The 18,384-nt window shown below is 64.0% G+C and carries 15 protein-coding genes; 10 read left to right on the plus strand and 5 right to left on the minus strand.

Translation table 11 applies throughout. The features are described from left to right. From Mlute_RS09495 to Mlute_RS09520, 6 genes are all read left to right on the plus strand, one after another. On the plus strand, positions 1–293 hold a 293-nt coding region (locus tag Mlute_RS09495), incomplete at its 5' end, for a sulfite exporter TauE/SafE family protein (RefSeq protein ID WP_147371061.1). Between the two features lie 282 nt (positions 294–575). After that, positions 576–3,950: a DNA-directed RNA polymerase subunit beta gene (gene rpoB, locus Mlute_RS09500; RefSeq protein WP_119360438.1), complete on the plus strand. Its 3,375-nt coding sequence runs from the start codon at positions 576–578 to the stop codon at positions 3,948–3,950. Positions 3,951–3,982: 32 nt separating this feature from the next. Then, complete coding sequence (locus tag Mlute_RS09505) at positions 3,983–8,563, plus strand: DNA-directed RNA polymerase subunit beta' (protein WP_119360439.1); 4,581 nt, start codon at positions 3,983–3,985, stop codon at positions 8,561–8,563. Positions 8,564–8,607: 44 nt separating this feature from the next. Then, positions 8,608–9,231, plus strand: coding sequence for a class II aldolase/adducin family protein (locus tag Mlute_RS09510; protein WP_119360440.1), 624 nt, complete (start codon positions 8,608–8,610; stop codon positions 9,229–9,231). Continuing rightward, positions 9,212–9,451, plus strand: a complete 240-nt coding sequence (locus tag Mlute_RS09515) for a hypothetical protein (protein ID WP_119360441.1) — start codon at positions 9,212–9,214, stop codon at positions 9,449–9,451. Before Mlute_RS09510 ends, Mlute_RS09515 begins: the two co-directional genes overlap by 20 nt. Beyond that, a complete protein-coding gene (locus Mlute_RS09520; protein WP_119360442.1) occupies positions 9,435–10,295 on the plus strand; it encodes an alpha/beta fold hydrolase in 861 nt (286 codons plus the stop codon). The genes Mlute_RS09515 and Mlute_RS09520 overlap by 17 nt, the downstream gene beginning before the upstream one ends. Positions 10,296–10,357: 62 nt before the next feature. Here Mlute_RS09520 and rplT read toward each other — a convergent pair whose 3' ends face one another. From rplT to mtnA, 5 genes are all read right to left on the minus strand, one after another. After that, the gene (gene rplT / locus Mlute_RS09525; RefSeq protein ID WP_119360443.1) at positions 10,358–10,705 is read right to left on the minus strand and encodes a 50S ribosomal protein L20; all 348 of its coding nucleotides are present in this window, start codon (positions 10,703–10,705) and stop codon (positions 10,358–10,360) included. Between the two features lie 10 nt (positions 10,706–10,715). Beyond that, positions 10,716–10,916 (minus strand): 50S ribosomal protein L35, encoded by a 201-nt coding sequence (rpmI, locus tag Mlute_RS09530; protein ID WP_119360444.1) that lies wholly within the window; start codon positions 10,914–10,916, stop codon positions 10,716–10,718. A 105-nt stretch (positions 10,917–11,021) separates the two neighbouring features. Then, positions 11,022–11,435 (minus strand): DUF4258 domain-containing protein, encoded by a 414-nt coding sequence (locus Mlute_RS09535; RefSeq protein ID WP_119360445.1) that lies wholly within the window; start codon positions 11,433–11,435, stop codon positions 11,022–11,024. Between the two features lie 96 nt (positions 11,436–11,531). Then, the gene (locus tag Mlute_RS09540; protein WP_119360446.1) at positions 11,532–12,149 is read right to left on the minus strand and encodes a ComF family protein; all 618 of its coding nucleotides are present in this window, start codon (positions 12,147–12,149) and stop codon (positions 11,532–11,534) included. Continuing rightward, on the minus strand, positions 12,146–13,126 hold the full coding sequence (gene mtnA, locus Mlute_RS09545; protein ID WP_119360447.1) for an S-methyl-5-thioribose-1-phosphate isomerase: 981 nt from the start codon (positions 13,124–13,126) through the stop codon (positions 12,146–12,148). Before mtnA ends, Mlute_RS09540 begins: the two co-directional genes overlap by 4 nt. Positions 13,127–13,287: 161 nt before the next feature. Between mtnA and Mlute_RS09550 the strand changes: the two genes are divergently transcribed. The 4 genes from Mlute_RS09550 to Mlute_RS09565 all read left to right on the plus strand — a co-directional run. Next, positions 13,288–14,574, plus strand: a complete 1,287-nt coding sequence (locus Mlute_RS09550; RefSeq protein ID WP_119360448.1) for an ABC transporter substrate-binding protein — start codon at positions 13,288–13,290, stop codon at positions 14,572–14,574. A 56-nt stretch (positions 14,575–14,630) separates the two neighbouring features. Further along, a complete protein-coding gene (locus Mlute_RS09555; RefSeq protein ID WP_119360449.1) occupies positions 14,631–15,506 on the plus strand; it encodes a carbohydrate ABC transporter permease in 876 nt (291 codons plus the stop codon). After that, positions 15,503–16,345 (plus strand): carbohydrate ABC transporter permease, encoded by an 843-nt coding sequence (locus Mlute_RS09560; RefSeq protein ID WP_119360450.1) that lies wholly within the window; start codon positions 15,503–15,505, stop codon positions 16,343–16,345. Before Mlute_RS09555 ends, Mlute_RS09560 begins: the two co-directional genes overlap by 4 nt. A 79-nt stretch (positions 16,346–16,424) precedes the next feature. Then, positions 16,425–18,384 (plus strand): glycoside hydrolase family 31 protein (locus Mlute_RS09565; RefSeq protein WP_119360451.1); only part of this gene is annotated, 1,960 nt, incomplete at its 3' end.

Genomic DNA, 18,384 nt, shown 5'->3' on the forward strand with positions numbered 1-18,384 from the left:
ACCGAAGCGGGCTGGTGCTCCTGGTGGGCCTGGAGCAACACACCGCTCAGGGCACGGCCCTTTTGGCCATGATTCCTTCGGCCCTGGTAGGCTCCTATACCCATTTCCGCCACGGCAACTTGGCCTGGGCTTATGTCCCGGGATTGGTGGTGGGGGTTCTGCTGGGGGCTTCCTTGGGGGGGCTCCTGGCCAACCAGATGTCCGAAACCCTTTTGCGGGTGATTTTCTCCCTGGTCCTCTTGTGGACTGCCCACCGCTACCTGGTTGTTCGGCCTAAGTCCCAGACGGCCTGAGGGCCTACTCAAACCCCAGCGCCTTGTGCTACAATCCCCCCAAGCAGCTTGGTGTACCAGGGTGCCCCTTGCGCTTATGCGCAGTGGTGTGCTAACATAGCCCCTATGTTTTGTGGACCGCGCTTCGCCTGCGTTCCACAGACAGCGTAAGAGCCAGCCGCCGCAGGGATTTTTCGCCTGCGGAAGAACCCTGTTAGCTTACGAAAACCCCCATACGACCCCAAGACCCTTGCGCCGTGTCGGGTTTGGCACGGGAACACGCCTACGGGTACGAGGTGCTGGATGAAGATAGAGCGGTACGGCAAGATCAAAGAGGTCATCCCCCTTCCCCCCCTAACCGAAATCCAGGTTGAGTCCTTCAAGAAAGCCTTGCAGGCCGATGTGCTCCCCAGCAAGCGGGAGAATGTGGGCCTGCAGGCCGCCTTTAGGGAGACCTTCCCCATTGAAGAGGGAGAGAAGGGGCGTGGGCTGGTGCTGGACTTCATTGAGTACCGCATTGGCGAACCCCCTTTCAGCCAGGACGAATGCCGCGAGAAGGACCTGACCTACCAGGCCCCCCTCTACGCCCGCCTCCAGCTCATTCACCGCGACACCGGCCTTATCAAGGAGGACGAGGTTTTTCTGGGGGACCTGCCCCTCATGACCGAGGACGGCTCTTTTATCGTAAACGGAGCCGACCGGGTAATCGTCTCTCAGATTCACCGCTCCCCGGGGGTCTACTTCACCCCGGACCAGGCCCGCTCGGGCCGATACGTGGCCTCGGTGATTCCGCTCCCCAAGCGGGGGCCGTGGATTGACCTGGAATTTGAGCAGTCGGGCATTGTGGTCATGAAGGTCAATAAGAAGAAGTTCCCGCTGGCCCTCTTGCTGCGGGTGCTGGGCTACACCGCCGAGGGGTTGAGCCGGGAGCTGGGCCGCTACGCCGAGCTTTTGCCGGGGCTTCTGGAGGCCCAGTACCGGGGGGCCCGGGTGCTGGAGATGAGCCCTGAGGAGGCTCTGTTGAAGCTCTTTACAGAGCTGCGCCCGGGGGACCCCCCCAAGCGGGACAAGGCCATCACCTACCTTCACTCCCTTCTTTCGGACCCCCGCCGCTACGACCTGGGCGAGGCCGGGCGGTACAAGACCCAGCAGAAGCTGGGCATCCAGCTCACCGGCCGGATGCTCATCCGCTTTGAGGAGGGTGAGTTCAAAGACGAGGGGCTGCTGCCGGTGCTAAAGTACCTCTTCGCCTTGCAGTCAAACGAGCCCGGCTACGAACCCGACGACATTGACCACCTGGGCAACCGACGTATTCGCACGGTGGGCGAGCTTCTGGCCGACCAGTTCCGGGTGGGGCTCTCTCGTCTGGCTCGAGGGGTGCGGGAGCGGATGCTTTTGGGTTCACCGGAGAGCGCCACGCCGGCCAAGCTGGTCAACAACCGCCCTTTGGTGGCGGCCATCCGGGAATTCTTTGGCCGCAGCCAGCTCAGCCAGTTCAAGGACCAGACCAACCCCCTCTCCGAGCTGCGCCATAAACGCCGCATATCGGCCCTGGGTCCGGGCGGTCTGACCCGGGAGCGGGCTGGGTTTGACGTGCGCGACGTTCACCGTACCCACTACGGTCGCATTTGCCCGATTGAAACCCCCGAAGGGGCCAACATCGGTCTTATCTCCTCCCTGGCTTCCTACGGGCGCATTAACGACCTGGGCTTCATCCTCACCCCCTACCGCAAGGTAGAAGGGGGGCGGGTCACGGACAAGGTAGAGTTCATGACCGCCACCGAGGAAGACCGTTATGTGATCGCCCAGGCCAACACCCCCCTTACCCCCGAGGGCTACTTTGACACCCAGCAGGTGGTGGCCCGCAAGAAGGGGGAGCCGATGGTGGTGCGGCCCGAGGAAGTGGAGTACATGGATGTGTCTCCTAAGCAGATTTTCTCGGTAAACACCAACCTGATTCCCTTCCTCGAGCACGACGACGCCAACCGCGCATTGATGGGCTCCAACATGCAGGCCCAGGCGGTGCCCCTGCTCAGGGCCCAAAGCCCGGTGGTGATGACCGGCATTGAGGAGCGGGTGGTGCGGGACTCCCTCACCTCCATCTACGCCGCGGTGGACGGGGTGGTGGAGTACGTGGACAGCACCCGGATTGTCCTGCGGGGCGACGACAAGGCGGTGTACGAGTACCCCCTGCGTCGCTTCGTGCGCTCCAACCAGGGAACCGCCTTGGACCAGCGCCCACGGGTGAGCAAGGGACAGCGGGTGAGCAAGGGCGAGCTGCTGGCCGATGGGCCCGCCGCCGAGGAGGGGATGCTGGCGCTTGGCCAGAATGTGCTGGTGGCCATCATGCCCTTTGATGGCTACAACTACGAGGACGCCATCGTAATCTCCGAAGACCTGCTCCGGCGCGACTTCTATACCTCTGTGCACATAGAGCGCTACGAGATTGAGGCCCGCGACACCAAGCTGGGCCCTGAGCGCATCACCCGGGACATCCCCAACCTTTCTGAGGCGGCTTTGCGCGACCTGGACGAGGACGGGGTGGTGCGCATTGGCGCTGAGGTGAAGGCCGGGGACATCCTGGTAGGCCGCACCAGCTTCAAAGGCGAGACCGAACCTACCCCGGAGGAGCGCCTTTTGCGCAGCATCTTTGGTGAGAAGGCCAAGGATGTCAAGGACACCTCCTTGCGGGTGCCGCCGGGGGAGGGGGGCATCGTGGTTCGGACGCTGCGCCTGCGTCGGGGGGATCCCGGGGTGGAGCTGAAGCCCGGGGTGCGCGAGGTGGTGCGGGTCTACGTGGCCCAAAAGCGCAAGCTGCAGGTGGGCGATAAGCTGGCCAACCGCCACGGGAACAAGGGGGTGGTGGCCAAAATCCTGCCCCCTGAGGACATGCCCCACATGCCCGACGGCACCCCTGTGGACATCGTTTTGAACCCCCTGGGGGTACCCAGCCGGATGAACCTGGGCCAGATTCTAGAAACCCATCTTGGGCTGGCCGGGTATGAGCTGGGTTTCAAGTTCATTACCCCGGTCTTTGACGGTATCAGCGAGGAGCAGATCAAGGAGATGCTCGGCCAAGCCTTTGACCGGAAGTGGGAGGCCCGGGTCAAGGCTGGATTTGGTATAGACAACCGAGAGCGGGAGGTGCTGGCTAGGGCGGCTAAGCTGGGCCTGGTAGACGGTGAAAAAAGCCTGGTAGACCAGCTTCGCCAGGTTTTCCAGCAGGGCAAAAGCGTGCTCTACGACGGCCGCACCGGGGAACCTATTGAGGCCCCCATCGTGGTGGGGGTGATGTACATCATGAAGCTCTACCACATGGTGGAGGACAAGATGCACGCCCGCTCTACCGGCCCCTACTCCCTCATCACCCAGCAGCCCCTGGGCGGCAAGGCCCAGTTTGGTGGCCAGCGATTTGGGGAGATGGAGGTCTGGGCGCTGGAGGCCTATGGGGCGGCCCACACCTTGCAGGAAATCCTTACCATCAAGTCCGACGATATTGAAGGGCGCAACGCGGCCTACGAGGCGGTGGTCAAGGGTGAGGATGTGCCTGAGGCCAGCGTCCCGGAGAGCTTTAGGGTCTTGGTGAAGGAGCTGCAATCGCTGGGCCTCAACGTGGAGACCTACGACGAAAACGGGAAAAACCTGGATATCTTCGAGGGATTGGCTTCTAGGCGGTAAGCAGAAGGGTTCAGCCATCCACGAGGGAGAAGATGACCAAAAGAGAAGTTCGCAAGGTACGTATCAGCCTGGCTTCGCCGGAGAAGATTCGGGAGTGGAGCTACGGCGAGGTAGAGAAGCCTGAGACCATCAACTACCGCACCCTGAAGCCTGAGCGGGACGGCCTTTTTGACGAGCGCATCTTTGGTCCGCAGAAGGACTACGAGTGCGCCTGCGGGAAGTACAAGCGGCAGCGCTTTGAAGGGAAGGTGTGCGAGCGCTGTGGGGTAGAGGTCACCAAGAGCATCGTGCGGCGCTACCGCATGGGCCACGTTGACCTCGCTACCCCTGTGGCCCACATCTGGTACGTGAAGGATGTGCCCAGCAAGATTGGCACCCTTCTAGACCTTTCGGCGCAGGAGCTCGAGCAGGTGCTCTACTTCGCCAAATACATTACCCTAGACCCCAAAGGGGCCATGCTGGGGGGTGTGCCGGTCCAGAAGCGGCAGCTTCTGACCGATGAGGAGTATCGGGAGCTGCGCTTCGGCAAGCAGGAGACCTATCCCATCCCGGCGGGGGTAGATGCCTTGGTGAAGGATGGGGACGAGGTTAAAAAAGGCCAGGAGCTGGCCCCGGGCATCGTGAGCCGGATGGACGGGCTGGTGCTCTTCCGCTTTCCCCGCCGGCTCAGGGTGGAGTACGCCGAGCGGGAGCGGGCCGGCCTGACCCTACCCAAAGCGGCCTGGATTGAGCAGGACAGCTACAAGCCGGGCGAGCCCATCGCCGAGCTCGAGGCCTCCTACCAGATCGTGAGCGAGGACGCGGGGGCGGTGCAGGTGGAGGAGTTGGGGGACGGAGCCCTTATCAGGGTGCTTGACCCCGAGACCGGGGAAGTGGGGGGACTTTACCTGATTCCCGCGGGAATGCACCTCAAGGTGGGCCAAGGGGAGCTGGTGGGCCAGGGAGATGTGCTGGCCCAGGGCAAGGGCCAGCTTCGGATGCCCCGGGGTCTGAAGGTGGTGGGGCTCGAGGCTGAGGCCCACAAAAAAGAGGTGCACCTCTCCTTCACCCTGGAGCGCACTGTGGAGAAAAACTATCCCCTACAGCCCCATATGCACGTGTTGGTGGCCGAAGGGGCCAAGGTGCGCAAGGGCGACAAGCTGGTTGGGGCCATTGAACCCGAGGAAGAGGTTTACGCCGAGGCCGATGGGGTGGTGCACCTGCACGAGCCGGCCTCCATTGTGGTGATGAAGGCCAAGCTCTACCCCTTTGAGGACGATGTAGAGGTTACCAACGGCGACCGGGTGAGCCCGGGGGACGCGCTGGCCGATGGGGGCAAGGTGGTCTCGGACATCTACGGCCGGGTGGAGGTGGACTTTGTCCGGATGGCCGTGCGGGTCATTGAGTCTTACGACATTGACGCCAAGATGGGGGCCCAGGCCATCCAGGAGCTGCTGAAGGAGATTGACCTGGGGGCCCTCGAGGCCGAGCTGGTGGAAGAGATGAAGCACCCCAGCCGGGCCCGCCGGGCTAAGGCCAGGAAGCGCCTGGAGGTGGTGCGGGCCTTCCGCGACTCCGGCAACCGCCCGGAGTGGATGATCCTAGAGGCGGTTCCGGTGCTGCCGCCCGACCTGCGCCCGATGGTCCAGGTGGACGGGGGCCGCTTCGCCACCTCCGACCTCAACGACCTCTACCGCCGCCTCATCAACCGCAACAACCGCCTTAAGAAGCTCCTGGCCCAGGGGGCTCCGGAGATGATCATCCGCAACGAGAAGCGGATGTTGCAGGAGGCGGTGGACGCCCTTCTGGACAATGGGCGGCGCGGTACCCCGGTGACCAACCCTGGCTCCGACCGGGCCCTGCGCTCGCTCACCGACATCCTCTCGGGCAAGCAGGGCCGCTTCCGCCAGAACCTGCTGGGTAAGCGTGTGGACTACTCGGGCCGCTCGGTGATCGTGGTGGGCCCCCAGCTCAAGCTCCACCAGTGCGGCCTGCCCAAGCGCATGGCCCTGGAGCTCTTCAAGCCCTTCCTCCTTAAGCGGATGGAAGAGAAGGGCATCGCCAACAACGTTAAGGCGGCCCGCAAGATGCTGGAGCGTTCTCGCGACATCAAAGATGAAGTGTGGGACGCCCTGGAAGAGGTGATCCACGGCAAGGTGGTGCTCTTGAACCGGGCCCCTACCCTGCACCGGTTGGGCATCCAGGCCTTCCAGCCGGTCTTAGTAGAAGGCCAGTCCATCCAGCTTCACCCCCTGGTCTGCGAGGCCTTCAACGCCGACTTTGACGGCGACCAGATGGCTGTGCATGTGCCCCTTTCTAGCTATGCGCAAGCCGAGGCCCGCATCCAGATGCTCTCCAGCCACAACATCCTCTCTCCAGCTTCCGGCGAGCCCATTGCCAAGCCCGCGCGGGACATCATTCTGGGCCTTTACTACCTGACCCAGCTCCGCCGCGAAAAGAAAGGGGCCGGGCTGGAGTTTTCCACCCCCGAGGAGGCCATCCGAGCCTATGAGGAGGGCCAGGTGGCCCTCAACGCCCCCATCAAGGTTGCGGGCAAGGCCACCAGCGTGGGCCGGCTTAAGTTCGTCTTTAGCAGCATAGATGAGGCCCTGCTGGCGGTGCAGAGCGGGGTGGTGGACCACCAGGATGTGGTCACCGTGCGGGTGGGAGATAAGCTGCTGGAAACCTCGCCGGGCCGGATGCTCTTCCTGCGCATTGTGAGCGAGGCCATAGAGGACCCCGAGAAGGCCCAGGAGCTGGTGAACCTCGAGGTGGCCCAGGAGAAAAACTCGCTCAAGGACCTGGTCTACAAGAGCTTCCTGCTTTTGGGTATAGAGAAAACCGCCAAGCTCCTGGACGCCCTCAAGTACTACGGCTTTGCCCTCTCCACCACCTCGGGCATCACCATTGGGATTGATGATGCGGTGATTCCAGCCGAGAAGAGGCAGTACCTCCAGGAGGCCGATGCCAAGCTGGCCCAGATTGAACAGGCCTTTGAGATGGGTCTCCTGACCGAAGAGGAGCGCTTCCGCCAGATTCTGCAGCTCTGGAGCGAGACCACCGAGAAGGTGACCAAGGCGGTCTTCAAGAACTTTGAGGAGAACTATCCCTTCAACCCCCTCTACGTGATGAGCCAGTCCGGGGCCCGGGGCAACCCCCAGCAAATTCGCCAGATTTCCGGGATGCGCGGCCTGATGGCCAAGCCCTCCGGGGAGACCTATCCGGTGCCAGTGAGGGCTTCTTTCCGCGAGGGGCTTACGGTGCTGGAATACTTCATCTCCACCCACGGGGCCCGCAAGGGCGGGGCCGACACCGCGTTGCGCACCGCCGACTCGGGCTACCTCACCCGCAAACTGCACGATGTGGCCCATGAGGTTATCGTGCGGGAGGCCGACTGCGGCACGCCTGACTATATCTCGGTGCCCCTTTTGGAGTTTGACGAGGCCTTCCGCAACAAGAAGCTGCGCAAGAGGAGCGACATTGAGTCGGGGCTTTATGGTCGCACGGTGGCCCGCGAGTTTGAGGTGGGGGGCCGGGTTTTTGCGGAAGGGCACCAGCTCAGCCTGGAGGACGTGAACCTGATTGTCAAGGCGGCCGAAGAGCGGCTGATTGAGGAGGTTCCGGTACGCTCGCCCCTCACCTGCCGCACTCGTTACGGGGTCTGCCAGCAGTGCTACGGCTGGGATCTCTCCGCCGCCAAGCTGGTTTCCATTGGGGAAAGCGTGGGGGTGGTGGCAGCGGAGTCCATCGGCGAGCCTGGCACCCAGCTCACCATGCGCACCTTCCACACCGGTGGGGTGGCCACAGGCACCGACATCACCCAGGGTCTGCCCCGTGTGATTGAGCTCTTTGAGGCCCGCCGCCCCAAGGCCAAGGCGGTGATCGCCGAGATTGACGGGGTGGTGCACATTGAGGAGCTCGAGGACAAGACCGTCATCTACGTAACCAGCGAGGGCTTCTCCAAGGAGTACAAGGTGCCCAAGGAAGCCCGCATCACCGTCAAGGAAGGGGAGGCAGTGGAGGCCGGGCAGCCCCTCACCCGTGGGGCCATTGACCCCCACCAGCTTCTGGAGGCCAAGGGCCCGGAGGCGGTGGAGCGTTACCTGACCGACGAGATTCAGCGGGTTTACCGGGCCCAGGGGGTGAAGCTGCACGACAAGCACATTGAGGTCATCGTGCGGCAGATGCTCAAGTACGTGGAAGTCACCGACCCTGGCGACAGCCGCTACCTGGAAGGCCAGGTAATTGAGCGCTGGGATGTGGAGAGCACCAACGAGGCCCTGATGAGCGAGGGCAAGACCCCGGCGAGCTGGAAGCCGGTGCTGATGGGGGTGACCAAGAGCGCGCTTTCTACCAAGAGCTGGCTCTCCGCGGCCAGCTTCCAGCACACCACCCACGTGCTCACCGAGGCAGCAATTGCCGGCAAGGTGGACGAGCTTATCGGGCTCAAGGAGAATGTCATCCTGGGCAAGCTGATCCCGGCAGGCACCGGTTCCGACCACGTGCGCCAAACCCAGGTGGTGGACCAGAAGACCCTGAAGCGCCTCGAGGAGGCCCGCCGCGAGACCGAACAGGCCCCCCTCAGCCCGGGGCGCCGTCCGCTCCGGTCCGAGCAGGTTGTGCGGGAGGTTTGACGGGTGGCTAAGGGGTTAGCGGCAAGGGGTGGGGAACCCAGCTCATGAAGGCCCGGCTCTTCCTGGCTTTCCAGCAGGTGGGGGCCGACCTTTTCGCCGCCGGCCTGGCCTCGGCTACCTCGGGCAACTACTCTGTGCGGGAGCGGGATGGGCTCTGGATTACCCGCTCGGGCGCCCAGAAGGCCCACCTCACCGCCGAGGACCTTCTTTGGATTCCCCTCGAGCCCGACCCAAAACGGGATCAGGGGGCCTCGGTGGAAAGGGTGGTTCACCGGGCGGTTTACCGCCACACCGACGCCACCGCGCTGGTGCACGCCCATCCCCGCCACGCCATTGCCCTTTCCTTTCACCTGGAGGTGGTGCAGCCCATTGATTTGGAGGGGCGGTACTATTTTGACCGGATTCCTGTGCTTTCGCCCCGAACTGCCTCGGCCACTGAGGAAGTCGCGGAGGCGGTGGTGGGGGCCCTTAGGGGGCACAGGGCTTGCTTGGTACGGGGCCACGGGGCCTTCGTCAAGGGCACCCTGCCCGAGCCGGAGGAGGCCCTTTTGCAGGCCTACTCTCTCATGACCAGCCTGGAGGAGGCCTGCCAGGTGCTGTTTTTGGAGCGGCTTTGGCGGTTTTGCAAGGGCTCGGGGGAGGGCCAGAATGAGGGTGCTGTTCGTTGAGGGAAAGGATCCCGGGGTTCTGCGGCAGTTTGCCCGCAGGTTTCCCCATCCCTACCGGTTGCTCTATCGCCCGGAACAGGGGCTTTACCTGCTCGAGCTCTGGGGCCACGCCCCTGAGGTGGAGGCAGACGCTTTGGGGTTAGAGGGGTTTCGGAGCTGGAGCTTTGAGCTTTTGGAGGAGGGAAGCCGCTTGCCGGCAGCCGATGCGCGAGGAGATTGACTGGGTCACGGTGGCGGAGGGGGTGGAGGTCTACCTGGAGGACACCGGTCCTCGGGAGGCGCGGCCCCTGCTGGTCCTGCACGGGGGGCCAGGGGGCAGCAGCTATGCCCTACGAGAGGGAATCGGCGACCTGCTGGAGGATTACCGGGTGCTCTACCTTGACCAGCGAGGAGGGGGACGTAGCCCGGCCCTGCCCGAACGGCCGGAGTTTTTTACCCTGGATGCCCTGGTGGATGACCTCCGCAGCCTGCGTAGGCACCTGGGCCTTCCCGAGTGGACCTTGCTGGGCCACGGCTTTGGCGGGCTGCTGGCTTTGGAGTACGCCCGGCGCTGGCCGGAGTCCACCCGCGGCCTGGTGCTGGTGAACCCCTGGACGAACTTCCCTTGGCTGGCCGCGCAGCTTTATCGGGCCTCGCTGGCTTTGCGAGGGCTGGAAGAGGTCGAAGTGCCCATCCCTGAGGATGGCGCAGCCCTCCTCGAGGAGGCTTTCGCTCACCTAGAACCCAAAGTGGTTTTTGACCGGTTGCTTTTTCCCAGCGCCAGGAGCCGCATGGAGTACGAGTGGGTGGTTGAGGGTTCGGTGGTGGTGGGCTCGGATGCCCCTGGGCGGATGCTGGTGCTCAACGGGCTGTGGCGCTTTGACTATACGCCCTACCTGCTGGACCTCAAGGTGCCTCCCCAGGTGATTCTAGGTACCCTGGACCACAGCAGCTACCCAGAGGCGGAGGTGGTGGCCGACCTGACGGGGGGGAGGCTCGAGCTCGTGGAGGGCGCGGGCCACTATCCGTGGGTGGACCAGCCCCAGACCTTTGCCGAGGCGCTTAGGTCGGCTTTAGAAGGATAGCCACAGGCATTAGCAAAAGCAGGGGGCCTCTGGCCCCCCGCGGGTTTCTTCTGAGGCCTCCCTTAGCCCTTTGCCCGGTTGACCAGCTCGGCGAAGGCCTCGGGCTGCCGCACGGCTAGGTCGGCCAGGATTTTGCGGTCAAGCTCAATTCCAGCCTTTTTGAGGCCGTGGATGAAGGTGCTGTAGCTCAGGCCATGCTGCCGGGCTGCGGCGTTGATGCGCACGATCCAGAGCCGGCGCATATCCCCCTTGCGGTTGCGCCGGTCGTCGTAGGAGCGCATGGCCCCGCTGAAGAGGGTCTCACGGGCTTTGCGGACGCTTTTGGAGCGCAGGGCGTAAAACCCCTTAGCCCGTTTTAGGATGGCCTTGTGCTTGCGGCGACGGACGACACCGGTCTTTGCCCTTGGCATCTAAACCCCCTTACGCGTCGTAGGGCATTAGCCGATGCACGCGGCGCTCCTCACCCTTCGCGAAGGTGAAAGGACGGCCCTTGGTGCGCCCACTTTTGCCCGATTTTTGCCAGTTTAGGTGGCGCTTTCCGGGTTTTCTGCCGATGACCTTGCCTGTGGCCGTGATTTTAACACGGTTCTTGGCGCCCTTGTGGGTCTTCATCTTGGACATCTTTTCTCCTTGCTGTCGAGCGCCTCTTTGAGGAGGACTTTTTGAGCTCGGCAGCCCTGTAAGTATAGCATTTCCCCTTAGCTTTGGCCAACCAGAGGACGGCCGCTAGCGGGGGATGTCCTCAGGGGTAAGGTGCCGGGGCCGCACCCAGCGCACCTCCTCAAAGGTCCCATCAAAACGCAATATGGCGGCCATCCGGGCCCGAGAGTAGACCTGATGCGGTTTTTTGGGAATAAAGGCGGTCACAATGTCTACCCAGCGGGGCTCGCGGTACTCCAGCACCACGTGCAGTGGAAGCCGTAGCTGGGGAGGAAAAACCATGTACCCCAGCACCAGCATCCGGGCGTCCTCAGGGTAGATGGCCAGCTCACGGCCCCACTCCACTGCCTGCAGGACGTCTTGCTCTATAAAGCCTTCCTGAAGCATGTGCTTGGCCACGTGGGGCCCGATGCGGTAGCGGCCTTCGCGGATGTAAGGGAGGAGTTCTTCTAGCCTGCGGATGCGCGGACGTTTCAGCATGCACCCCCCCTTTAGCAAAAAGCCCCCCACGCTTGCGGAGTGGGGCCTTTTGGTACTTCTCTCGAACCCCGGCTTGGACTGGGGTTCTTGCCAGGATTATAGGAAGTAGGGGCCCAGGGCGTTTGGGCTTTTGACCGCAATTGCCGCCCCGTAGACCTGGCTGGCTCCGGCCTGCAACAGGGCCTTGCGGGCTTTTTGGAAGGTGGTGCCGGTGGTAATCACATCGTCCACCAGCAACCAGGCCCCCTCCACCCTATCGGCTGGCCGGAATACCCCCTCGGGTAGTTCCAGGCGTTTCCGCCGGGTCTTTTGGGTCTGGGATTTGTCCCATCCAACCCGAACCAGCACCCGCCGGTAGGGAAGCCCTAGGGTTTGGGCCACCGACTGGGCCAGCGCCTCGGCGGGGTTGTACCCCCGCAGTACCTGGCGATGGATTAGCGTAGGAACCGCGGTTATACCCATCAGCCCCCAGCCAGCTTGCTGCACCCCTAAGGCCAGGCACTGGCCTAAATGGGTCGCCAAGGCCCGATGCCCGCGGTACTTGAGGGCCTTAGACAGCCGGCCCAAGCTTCTGTAGTTTCCTAAATAGACCAGCCGGGGCAGGTGCCGTGGGGCCAGTAGGGCCCGGCAGGCCGGGCAGAGTAGGGGCTCGTCTAGGGGCCGGCCGCAGCCCGGACAGGTGGCCCCGGTGAGCCGCTCCCAAAGCCCTTTCATAGGCCTAAGGCCCTCCGCAGGGCCTCGTCAAAGGGGGGGTAGAGCACTCCCTTTTCGGTAACGATGCCGGTTATGAGCGGGTGGGGGGTTACGTCAAAGGCCGGGTGGGCTGCTGGGAAGCCCGGGGGAGCGATGGGCTGACCGCGCAGGGTGGTCACCTCCTGGGCGGGCCGCTCCTCAATGGGAATTTGGGCACCGGTCTCGAGCCTGGGGTCTACCGTAGCAAGCGGCAGCGCTGGATAGAAGGGAATCCCGTGATGGCGGGCCAGAATGGCTAGAGCATAGGTGCCGATTTTGTTGGCGAAGTCGCCATTGAGGGCCATTCGGTCGGCCCCCACAATCACCGCATCCACCTGGCCTTTGGCCATCAGGTGGGCGGCCATGTTGTCGCAGATTAGGGTCGCGGGTACCCCAGCCTTTTGTAGCTCGTAAGCGGTAAGCCGGGCCCCTTGCAGGTAGGGACGGGTTTCGTCCACCCAGACATGCTGAACCCGGCCCTGGCGATAGGCCTCGAGGATGGCCCCCAAAGCGGTGCCGTGCCCCCCGGTGGCCAGCGGCCCGGTGTTGCAATGGGTGAGCACCTGGCCCCGCAGCACCCGTGCGCCGTGCTGGCTGATGGCCTTTTCGGTGGCCTCCACCTCGGCCCAGATGGCCTGAGCCTCCTGCAGCGAGGCGGCTAGGGACCCCCAATGGGGCCTCATGCGCTCCAGCGCGTAAAACAGATTGACCGCTGTGGGCCGACTTTGCCGAAGGGCGGCATCGGCCTCGGCGGGAGGCTCGCCGGAAAGGTGGGCCAGCACCATCCCATAGGCCGCGGCAACCCCAATGGCAGGCGCGCCCCGCACCACCATTGCGCGAATGGCCTGGGCGGCTTCCTGGGCGCTCCTGCAGGCCACCCAGACCTCCTCAAAGGGCAGCCGGCGTTGGTCCAGGAGCCATAGGGTGTTCTCCTCAAAACGAAAGGGAAGAAGCCGCATACAGCCAGTCTAAGCCAGCCGTGGCGGTCTTATACAGGCGAAAGTTGACACCTCCGACGGGGCTGCGGTAGACTCTCGGCAGGAGTTCTTCCAAAAACGGTTTTTCGGTCGGAGCAGTTGTTTCATTGAGGCTCATGGAAGCACTTCCAAAAGGAGGGAACATGAAGCGTAGGGAGTTTCTCAAAAAGGCGGGCGTGGGTTTGGCTACGGGTTTTCTGGTAAGCCGGGGCTGGGTGCGGGCCCAGGGCCAGGCCACGCTGCGGGTTTCCCTGGGCGGGGGTGTGGGGGAGGGGCCTCGCTGGATGCGGGCCCGCCTGGCCGAGTTCACCCGCCGCACCGGTATTCGCGCCGAGGTCTTTGAGGCCCCCACCGACACCGATGCCCAGCTCGCCCTCTACCAGCAGTACTGGGCGGGGCGCAGCCCGGACATTGACGTTTACATGGTGGATGTGATTTGGCCCGGCATCATCGCACCACACGCCCTGGACCTCAAGCAGTACTTTACCGAGGCTGAGCTGCGGGAGTTCTTCCCCCGTATCGTCCAAAACAACACCATCCGCGGCAAGCTCACCTCTATCCCCTTCTTTACCGACGCCGGGCTGCTCTACTACCGCACCGATCTTTTGCAGAAGTACGGCTACCGCAATCCGCCCCGCACCTGGGCCGAGCTCAGCCAGATGGCCCAGCGGGTCATGGACGAGGAGCGTAAGGCCGGCAACCGCGACTTCTGGGGCTTTGTCTTCCAAGGCAAGCCCTACGAGGGCCTGACCTGCGACGCTTTGGAGTGGATTTACTCTTTTGGCGGTGGGCGCATCGTTGAGTCGGACGGCACCATCAGCGTGAACAACGGCAAGGCGGCTTTGGCCCTCAACACTGTGCGCCGCTTTGTAGGCACCATCGCCCCTCAGGGGGTCACCTCCTACGCCGAGGAGGAGGCTAGGAACGTCTGGCAGCAGGGCAACGCCCTCTTCATGCGCAACTGGCCCTATGCCTACGCCTTGGGCCAGGCCGACAACAGCCCCATCCGGGGCAAGTTTGGGGTGACCGTATTGCCCAAAGGAGCGGGCGACGCTCCCAACGCTGCCACCCTGGGCGGCTGGCAACTCATGGTCTCGGCCTACAGCCGCTACCCCAAGGAGGCCGCCGACTTAGTGCGTTTCCTGACCTCTACCGAAAGCCAGAAGGACTTCGCCCTGAACCTCTCCTGGCTGCCCACCCGCCCGGCCCTCTACAACGACCGGGATGTTCTGGCCAAGACCCCTTGGTTCAAAGACCTACTGCCCGTCTTCCAGAACGCGGTATCGCGCCCTTCGGACGTAGCCGGGGCACGCTACAACCAAGTTTCCGAGGCCATCTGGACTGAGGTGCACAGCGCCCTTACCGGGCGCAAGACTGGTGAGGCTGCGGTGCGGGACCTCGAGGCCCGCCTGCGCCGTATCCTGCGCTAGTAGTCTACTCTCCCCGGGGGGCTTGGGCTCCCCGGGATTGCCATAAAGGGAGAAACATGCTCGTTCAAAGGCAGGTTCGGCTGGCCTGGTTGCTGGTCTTGCCCACCCTTTTGGTGGTGGTCTTTGTGGCCGGCTACCCGCTGGCCCAGGTTTTCTACTGGTCGTTTTACAAGGCCGATATTGCCCTGGTGGACCCGCCGGAGTTTGTGGGGTTTGAGAACTACCTTTTTTTGCTCCGCGACCCCGACTTCCGTGAGGCCTTGTGGAACACTGTAAAGTTCACTGTGTTTTCGGTGAGCATTGAAACCGTGTTGGGCCTGGCCATTGCCCTCATCATCCACTCCAACTTCCGGGGCCGGGGCCTGGTGCGCACCGCCATTCTCATCCCTTGGGCTATCCCCACGGTGGTTTCGGCCAAGATGTGGCAATGGATGCTCAACGACGTCTACGGGGTGATCAACGTTATCGGCGTTAAGCTTGGCATCCTCTCGCAGAAGGTGGCCTTCTTGGCCCGGCCCGAGCTCATGCTGCCGGCCATCATCGCGGTGGATGTGTGGAAGACCACCCCCTTCATGGCCCTCCTCCTCCTGGCTGGCCTCCAGCTCATCCCCGAGGAGCTCTACGAGGCGGCCAGCATTGACGGGGCCACCCGCTGGCAGCAGTTTTGGACCATCACTCTGCCCCTCCTCACCCCTGCCTTGGTGGTGGCCCTTATCTTCCGCACCCTGGATGCGCTTCGGGTTTTTGACGTGATTTACGTGATGACCGGGGTCAACCCGGCCACCCGCACCCTGGCGGTCTACAACCGGCAGAATCTCATTGACTTTCAGGACCTGGGCTACGGCTCGGCCATCAGCGTGGCCATCCTCATCATCACCTTTGTCTTTGTAATCCTCTACATGCGCAGCATCGGGAGGGAGGCCCTGAGATGAAACGCACCCTGTTCTGGCTCAACCGGGGGCTTTTCTACCTCCTGGTGGTCTTTGTGGTGGTCTACAGCGTCTTTCCCTTCTATTGGGCGGTTATCTCTAGCTTTAAGCCCTCCAGCGGCCTCTTTACGCCCGACCCGAGCTTCCTGCCCATCCCCTTTACCCTCGAGCAGTACCGCAACGTCTTCGTGGGCACCGCCTTTGGCCGCAACCTGCTGAACTCCCTCCTTGTGGCCGGGGGGGCCACCCTGCTTTCGCTGGTGCTGGGGGTGCTGGCGGCCTATGCGTTGGGTCGGCTGCGCTTTCCCCCGAAAAACGCGGTACTCTACATCGTGCTCTCCATGACCATGTTTCCCCAGATTGCTGTGCTGGGGGGCTTCTTTGTGCTGCTGCGGCAGGTGGGCCTTTTCAACACCCATGCCGGGCTGATTCTAAGCTACATGCTTTTCACCCTGCCCTTCACGGTCTGGGTGCTGGTGGGCTACTTTAGGGGGCTTCCTAGGGAGCTCGAGGAGGCGGCCTACGTGGACGGGGCCACCCCGGTGCAGACCCTCCTTCGGGTGATGCTCCCGCTCACCGGGCCCGGGTTGGTGACCACGGGGCTTCTCGCCTTCATCGCAGCTTGGAATGAGTTTCTCTTCGCGCTTACCTTTACCGTGAGCGACGTGGTGCGCACCGTGCCCCCGGCCATCGCCTTCTTTGGTGGGGCCACGCCCTACGAGATTCCCTGGGGCTCCATCATGGCGGCCAGCGTGGTGGTGACGGTGCCCTTGGTGGTTCTGGTGCTGGTCTTCCAACAGCGCATCGTGGCGGGGCTCACCGCGGGCGCAGTCAAGGGTTAAAGGTTAGGGTTTCTTGGCGATTTTGGCGGGTTGGACGGGATTCCACCACCGCGCGGGGGTTGCCCTTTGGAGGTGAGGTGTGAACGAGCTACTGGACTGGGACATTCCTTTTGACCGACTGGAGGGCCTGTCCCTGGCGGAGGTGCAGGTACAGGCGGTGGAGAAGGAGGGGGTGCGGGCCTGGCGGCTCCTTTTTACCCAAAGGCCGCGCGACCGGGCCAAGGCGGGGCCGGCGGTGCAGGGGGCAAGGCCGTTACCCCTAGAGGAAACCCAGGGGGTTTACCGGGCCGAGGGGCTTCCACCGCTGGAGCTTAGAGAGGGGAGGGTGCGCTTGGGGAGCCTCGAGCTCACCCTCTGGGGCCTGCCCCACCGCGAGGCCCTCCCCCTCTTGCAGCTCCTATCCGATGGGGTGCCCTACCCGCTTCTGGGCTTTCGCTTCGCCTTGGGTGCGGCCTGGTATTACGGCCTAGGCGAGCGAACCGGGGGGCTTGCGCGGCGAGGACGGCGGTTTTGGAACTTCACCGCCGACCAGCCCCCCCGCCCCGGCTACGATCCGCTTTACCAGGCCAGCCCCTTTCTGCTGCGGCTAGAGGAGGGGCGGGCCTTGGGCATCCTCCTAGACGAGAGCCACCCGAGCCTTTTTGACCTGGGCCAGGCCCACCCCGCCGAGGGGCGGGTGGCGGTGGCCGGGCCTCACCTAGACCTCTACTTGCTTTCGGGGAGCCCCCTGGAGGTGGTGCGGGGCCTCACCCTGCTCACCGGCCGGCCCGCCATGCCCCCCTTGTGGGCGTTGGGCTACCACCAGTGCCGCTACAGCTATGCCGACAGCCAGGCGGTGCGGGAGGTGGTGGAAGAGTTCCAAGCCCACGACCTGCCCCTGGAGGCGGTTTGGCTGGACATCCACTACATGGAGGGGTACAAGGTCTTCACCCTGAGCCCCGCCCGCTTCCCCAACTTCCGGGCCCTTTCAGACGAGCTGGCTCAGGAGGGCGTGCGCCTGGTGCCCATCGTGGACCCGGGGGTGAAGGTGGAGGAGGGGTATAGGGTTTTTGAGGAGGGGAGGCGGCGAGGGGTTTTCATCCTGGACGACCGGGATGAGCTTCTGGTGGGCGGGGTCTGGCCCAGGCGGGCGGTCTGGCCCGACTTCAGCCGGGAAGAGGCCCGGGCCTTTTGGTCGGAGGAGGTGCGCCACTTCGTCCAAGAGCACGGCTTCGCCGGCATCTGGAACGACATGAACGAGCCGGCGGTGCTGGAGCTTGGGGGCGCTGAGCCTCCCGATAAGGCCCTGCCCCTCACCGCCCGGCAGGGGGCGAAGAGCCACCTCGAGGCCCGTAACCTCTACGCCCTGGGCATGGCCGAGGCCACCCACCGGGGCCTGGCCGCCTTGGGGCGGCGCCCCTTTATCCTCACCCGCAGCGGTTTCCCCGGTATCCAGCGCTACGCCTTTGTCTGGACGGGGGACAACGAAAGCCGCTTTGAGGATATGGCCCTCTCGGTACCCATGCTCCTCTCGCTGGGGCTCTCAGGGGTGCCCTTCGCCGGGGCGGACGTGGGCGGCTTCGGCCAGGACGCCGAGCCTGAGCTATTGCTGCGCTGGACCTGGCTTGGGGCGCTTTACCCCTTTTTCCGCAACCACAGCGCCCTGGGCACCCGCCGTCAGGAGCCCTACGCCTTGGGCGAGCCCTGGACCTCCAAGATGCGCGAGGCCCTGCGCTTCCGCTACCGGCTCCTTCCTTACCTTTACTCCCTGGCCCGGGAGGCCCACGAGGAGGGCCTGCCGCTTTGGCGGCCCCTTTTCGCCTACTGGCCGGAGGAAGCGGGGGCCCAGCGCGACGACGAGTTCCTGCTGGGGGAGGCCCTGCTGGCCGCCCCGGTGCTATGGCAGGGGGCCCGTGCGCGCGAGGTCTACCTGCCGCCGGGGGGCTGGCAGGACTTCTGGGAGGGCGCCCTTTGGGAGGGCCCTCGGCGGCTTGGGGTGGAGGCCCCGTTGGAGCGGCTGCCCCTCTTTCAGCGGGCGGGCACCGCCCTGCCCCTCACGG

Origin of the sequence: Meiothermus luteus (assembly GCF_003574085.1) — a bacterium.
Taxonomy (GTDB): domain Bacteria; phylum Deinococcota; class Deinococci; order Deinococcales; family Thermaceae; genus Meiothermus; species Meiothermus luteus.